We start from the raw sequence: 5494 nt of genomic DNA, 5'->3' as shown, positions 1-5494 counted from the left end.
TTTGTGCCTGGCTCACGACGCTTTAAGCCTCGACTAATTACGCTTTGAGCCTCGCCCATGACGCTTTGAGCCTCGCCACCATCCCCCCTAGCCCCCATCCCCCCTAGCCCCCATCCCCCCTAGCCCCCCTTTGAAAGGGGGGAAAAGAGGGGGGAAAAGAGGGGGGAAAAGAGGGGGGAAAAGAGGGGGGAAAAGAGGGGGGGAAAAGAGTGCGATCGCAGATTTTGTCGGGTGCGTTAATGAAATGTAACCCACCATGTATAGCTTGATTGAATCTATGTCTGTCGTCCTGAGTCGGGGGCGAGGCTCAAAGCGTCATGGGCGAGGCTCAAAGCGTCATTAGTCGAGGCTTAAAGCGTCGTGAGCGAGGCTCAAAGCGTCATTAGTCGAGGCTCAAAGCGTCATTAGTCGAGGCTTTAAGCGTCATGGGCGAGGCTTTAAGCGTCATGGATACTGCTGGTCATTAACTGACGGGTCTGACCCATCCCCAAACCCCTCCCCTTTTCCCCGGAACCGGATTAGCCGTAAGTGGGATATCCTCCCAAGTCGATTCCCAACCCATCCAAACCTTTATCCAAAATCAAACCAACTCCGATACACCGATTTGTCCAGGGGCGGGTGTAGTGAAATGTACTACCTACAATGGTTTGAACGTCTTGATTCATCTGATTATTGCCCTTGCGATCGCGCTCCCTGTGCTAACAGACGCGCCATGTAAGAGACGCGCCATGGCGCGTCTCTACATTGCTAACAGACGCGCCATGGCGCTTAAGTTGACACCAATGATGTCGATGCGCCCCGACGTTCAGATGCGGTATATCCTGAGATATTGCACCATTCTAGGGCTTCACCGCCTCTTGCCAAAACTTATCCTGAAGCCGATTAACTTCCGGTGGAGTAAGCTGATTGAGTAAAGTATCACTCAGGGTTTTAACCACGCATCCCTCGGAGGTGCGATCGCGTGCTAAACCAGAAACAATCAACTAATCACCAATCTATGAATTCAGTGTGGCAACAGCTTACTCTATCAAACTTACGTTTCTATCAGTGGCGCGGCGCTAGCTATTTATATCGCGTCGTGGGATTGCTGCAAGCTTGGCGGCGGGGGAGTTGGCTGCTTCAGTGGGCTCAACCCTTGGGCGCGTTGCTTGTGGCGATTGTTTTTGCCGTTGCGCCCTTTGTCTCTACTGCACTCATTGGCGTGTTGTTAATTGCTTGTGCAGGATTTTGGCTACTGCTGACACTCTCGGATGAGAGAGAACGCCCCCTGGTGACACCGATTCATCTGTTGGTGTTACTGTATTGGTCTATTGCCACCGTTGCTACAGCCATGTCCCCGGTGAAAGTTGCCGCCCGTCAGGGATTGGTGAAACTGACGCTATACTTATTACTCTTTGCGCTAATGGCACGGGTACTGCGATCACCCCGTCTGCGTTCTTGGGTAATCGGGGTTTTCCTGCATATCTCCTTAATTGTCAGTGTTTACGGGATGCGACAGTGGTTTTTTGGCGCAGAAGCGTTGGCAACTTGGACTGATCCTACTTCGGATTCTGCGGGTTTGACGCGGGTTTATAGCTATTTGGGAAATCCGAATCTATTAGCGGGTTATCTGATTCCGGCTGTGGCGTTGAGTTTAGCGGCGGTGTTTGCTTGGGCTAGATGGCTACCGAAGGCGTTGGCTCTCACCATGTTTGTGGTGAATTCCGCTTGTCTGGTTCTCACCTTTAGTCGCGGCGGCTGGATTGGTTTTGTCGCTTGTCTGTTTGTCTTTTCCGTCCTTGTCGTGTATTGGTATAGTATTCAGTTACCGGAACAATGGCGTCCTTGGGCAATGCCTGTGATGTTGGGCAGTTGTGCGGCGGTAATTATTCTGGCGGTGCGATTTGTGGAACCGGTGCGAGTTCGGGTGGCGAGTATTTTTGCAGGGCGGGAAGATAGTAGTAATAACTTCCGGATGAATGTATGGGCGGCGGTGATTGATATGATTCGCGATCGCCCAATTATTGGTATTGGTCCGGGAAATGATGCATTTAATAAGATCTATCCTCTGTTCCAACGTCCTAAATATACCGCGTTGAGTGCCTATTCTATCTTTTTGGAAGTGGCAGTTGAAACGGGTTTTATTGGCTTATCTTGCTTTCTCTGGCTACTCGTGGTGACTGTGAATCGTGGAATACAACTGATCAACCGACTCCGCACCCTGGGGAATCCTCAAGGCTTTTGGTTAATCGCCGCGATCGCAACCATGGCGGGTATGCTGTCTCATGGTTTAGTAGACACGGTTTGGTATCGTCCCCAAGTGAGTACATTATGGTGGTTGATGGTGGCGATTATTGCCAGTTATTATCTGCCTCCCCAGGATACCTCAACGGCTGTAGGCGATAGCTAGGTGTTGACAATAAGAGGGCGCGATCGCGTCCTCTTGTAAAATACCAATAGGTAATCATCCCAACTTATTTCGGAGCTACCTAAACCCATGACAACGCTCAATGCGAAAAACTTAACCTTAGATGAAGTTCACCAGCTTTTTCATTTTCACAAACAGTACAATACCTCATTTGAATCCTTATTATCCCTCGAACCGATCACCGAATTTGAACAGCAGCAAGTAGAGCAAACTCGCTCTGAATTTGATAATCATCTCACCTCAGCCGCCGCTTCAGAAGGTCAAGTTAAATTAGTTGCGGTTAGTCCTCTCTTACGATTAGCAGGGTTCTATCGCTATCCTTTACAAATCGCTGTTGAAGAGGGGATTTCTCGGATTACTATTACGGCTGAAGACACGACAATTACCGGGCGATTTGATATCCTGGCAATAAATAAAGCCCGACAGCCCAGAGATAATGTACCATTTTGGGTCTTAGTTATAGAATCGAAAAATAGCGCCGTTTCCCCATCAACAGGCTTACCCCAATTGCTGACTTATGCTTATAAAAGCTTAGAGTATCAAGAGTCAGTCTGGGGTTTAGTCACGAACGGAGAACTGTATCGGTTTGTCTATATCCAGAGGGGTAATCCGCCGATATATCAGTTGCTGCCATTTCTGAGTTTAACGGATTCTGAATCGTCTATGCAGTTATTTCAAGTTCTTAAGGCTATCTGTCAGCTACAACAGACTGACTCTGAAGGTTAGCAGACACACAGATGAGTGCAACTCTATATTGATAAACGTTAGTCTAAAAAAATATCAATTCTTTCAAGTGTAATCTCTATGATCGAAGTGGATCGTCTGAGCAAAATCTATGGTGTCACTCCAGCTATCCAGGATGTCAGCTTTAAGGTAGAACCGGGGGAAATCCTAGGCTTTCTCGGACCCAATGGTGCTGGTAAAACTACCACTATGCGGATTTTAGCAGGGTATTTACCCGCCACCAGTGGTACTGCCCGGATTGCTGGGTATGATGTCCATGAAAATTCTCTCGCTGTGCGTCAACGGATTGGCTATTTACCGGAAACGCCTCCCCTCTACCCAGAAATGACGGTTGAGGGATTTTTGTACTTTGTGGCTCGTCTTAAAGGCGTATCCGCAGGCGATCGCACGAAGCGGGTGAAGATGGCGATCGAACGCTGTAACCTAGTTGAGAAAAGCAAAGTCCTGATCCGGAAACTCTCCAAAGGATTTCGTCAACGAGTTGGAATTGCTCAAGCGATCGTTCATGATCCGCCAGCGATTATTTTAGATGAACCCACCGTCGGACTCGATCCTCGGCAAATTATTGATGTCCGCAACTTGATCAAAAGCCTTGCAGGTGAACATACGATTATCCTTTCTACTCATATTCTGCCAGAGGTGAGTATGACCTGTAGTCGCGTCGCGATTATCAACCGAGGTAAAATTGTCGCCACCAATAGCCCAGAAAACTTGATGGCGCAATTGACTGGAGGGGCTGGCTATGAGTTAGAAGTGGATGGGGATGCGACTCAACTGCAAAAGCTTTTACAAGTTTTACCCGGAGTCTGTTTAGTCGAAATTGTCCCCACTCAACATTTACCCCCTAATCGCGCCTTAATTCGGATTGTGACAACACCCGGTACTGATCCGGGACGGGATATTGCCGCTGTAACCGTGGGCGCTGGGATCGGATTGCGTGAAATGCGCCGCACTCGCGCTACCCTGGAAGATGTCTTTTTAGAACTGACTACCCAAGAACGGAGGGTTGAGAACCGGGAAATAGAGATAGGGAACAATTTAACTGAATCTCCTATCTCTGATTCCCAATCCCAAGTCCCTGAATCCCAATCCTCTGAATTCCAAGTCCCTGAATCCCAAGCCCCTGAAGTAAAAGTTACTGAATTCCAAACCCCTGAAGCAAAAATTACTGAAGTAAAAGTTACTCAATCCCAAGCCCCTGAATCAAAAGTTACTGAATCAGACGTTTCCCAATCTGGAGAAGACACCTAATGCGTATAATATTTGGCAATATCGTGGCAATTTTTCGCAAGGAATTGCAGGGCTATTTTGCCTCGCCCTTAGCTTACGTGGTGGCTGGGTTTTTCTGGCTGTTGTCGGGGTTCTTTTTTGTGTGGATTCTATTAAGTCCCGATGGGATCATTCAGCAAATCGCCCAACGTGACCAACTGGGAATGCCCACACCACCTGTAGATGTGGCTTATGAGTTTTTAAACATGTTTTTGAGTGTCATGGGTTCTCTAATTTTATTCGTTTTACCCATTCTATCGATGGGACTCTATTCAGAGGAACGGAAGCGGGGAACGTTAGAACTGCTGGCAACTTCGCCAGTGACGAATTGGGCGGTAGCCGTGGGAAAATTATTAGGCGTGCTAACCTTTTTTACGATTATGGTGCTACCGTTACTCCTATATGAAGTAATCGCCTTGAATGCAGCTAATCCACCCATTCAACCCTGGGTTCCGTTATTAGCCCATGCTGGATTAATTTTACTCGCCGCATCAGTGCTTTCCCTGGGAATGTTCATTTCATCCTTAACCGATAGTTCAATTTTGGCAGCTTTTCTCACGTTCGTTTTGATATTATTTCTCTGGATAATTGATTTAATTGCCAATACTATCGGTGGTGCTTTCGGAGACGCATTAGGTTATTTATCGTTGATGAAAAATTATACCAATCTAGTTCGGGGTGTTCTCGATACCAGTAGTCTTATTTTATTTGCCAGCTATATCTTTCTCGGCATATTTCTCACGGCTCAGTCTATTGAAGCCTTCCGCTTCCAGCGGTCTTAATTCCTTCGTCATTTGTCATTCGTCATAAATTGTGTAGGGGGCATGTAGGGGCATGTAGGGGCATGTAGGGGCATGTAGGGGCATGTAGGGGCATGTAGGGGCATGTAGGGGCGAAGCATTCGTGCCAAAATATTAGTTCTGAGAGGATAAACCTTATCCACGAATGCTTCGCCCAGCCCCCTTATCCACGGTGCCAAAATATTAGTTCTGAGAGGATAAACCTTATCCACGAATGCTTCGCCCAGCCCCCTTATCCACGAATGCTTCGCCCAGCCCCCAATTAAATTGTCAA

The 5494-nt window shown here is 47.7% G+C and carries 6 protein-coding genes; 5 read left to right on the top strand and 1 reads right to left on the bottom strand.

The window, feature by feature from the left end; genetic code table 11:
• Positions 1 to 518: 518 nt before the first annotated feature.
• Positions 519 to 665: a hypothetical protein gene (locus tag RIM23_RS21660; protein ID WP_446369205.1), complete on the bottom strand. Its 147-nt coding sequence runs from the start codon at positions 663 to 665 to the stop codon at positions 519 to 521.
• Between the two features lie 63 nt (positions 666 to 728).
• Between RIM23_RS21660 and RIM23_RS21655 the strand changes: the two genes are divergently transcribed.
• From RIM23_RS21655 to RIM23_RS21635, 5 genes are all read left to right on the top strand, one after another.
• Positions 729 to 914, top strand: coding sequence for a hypothetical protein (locus RIM23_RS21655; RefSeq protein ID WP_446369203.1), 186 nt, complete (start codon positions 729 to 731; stop codon positions 912 to 914).
• An 83-nt stretch (positions 915 to 997) separates the two neighbouring features.
• Positions 998 to 2389, top strand: a complete 1392-nt coding sequence (locus RIM23_RS21650; protein WP_446369201.1) for an IctB family putative bicarbonate transporter — start codon at positions 998 to 1000, stop codon at positions 2387 to 2389.
• An 87-nt stretch (positions 2390 to 2476) separates the two neighbouring features.
• A complete protein-coding gene (locus tag RIM23_RS21645) occupies positions 2477 to 3133 on the top strand; it encodes a restriction endonuclease subunit R (RefSeq protein WP_446369199.1) in 657 nt (218 codons plus the stop codon).
• Between the two features lie 78 nt (positions 3134 to 3211).
• Positions 3212 to 4402 carry an ABC transporter ATP-binding protein gene (locus RIM23_RS21640; RefSeq protein ID WP_446369197.1) on the top strand — a complete coding sequence of 397 codons (1191 nt, stop codon included), beginning with the start codon at positions 3212 to 3214 and terminating at the stop codon, positions 4400 to 4402.
• Positions 4402 to 5202 (top strand): ABC transporter permease, encoded by an 801-nt coding sequence (locus tag RIM23_RS21635; RefSeq protein ID WP_446369195.1) that lies wholly within the window; start codon positions 4402 to 4404, stop codon positions 5200 to 5202. The genes RIM23_RS21640 and RIM23_RS21635 overlap by 1 nt, the downstream gene beginning before the upstream one ends.
• Positions 5203 to 5494: the final 292 nt, after the last annotated feature.

The sequence above is a fragment of the Coleofasciculus sp. G3-WIS-01 genome (genome assembly GCF_040223135.1).
Lineage (GTDB): Bacteria > Cyanobacteriota > Cyanobacteriia > Cyanobacteriales > Coleofasciculaceae > Coleofasciculus.
This window is presented reverse-complemented; position numbering and strand designations above follow the sequence as displayed.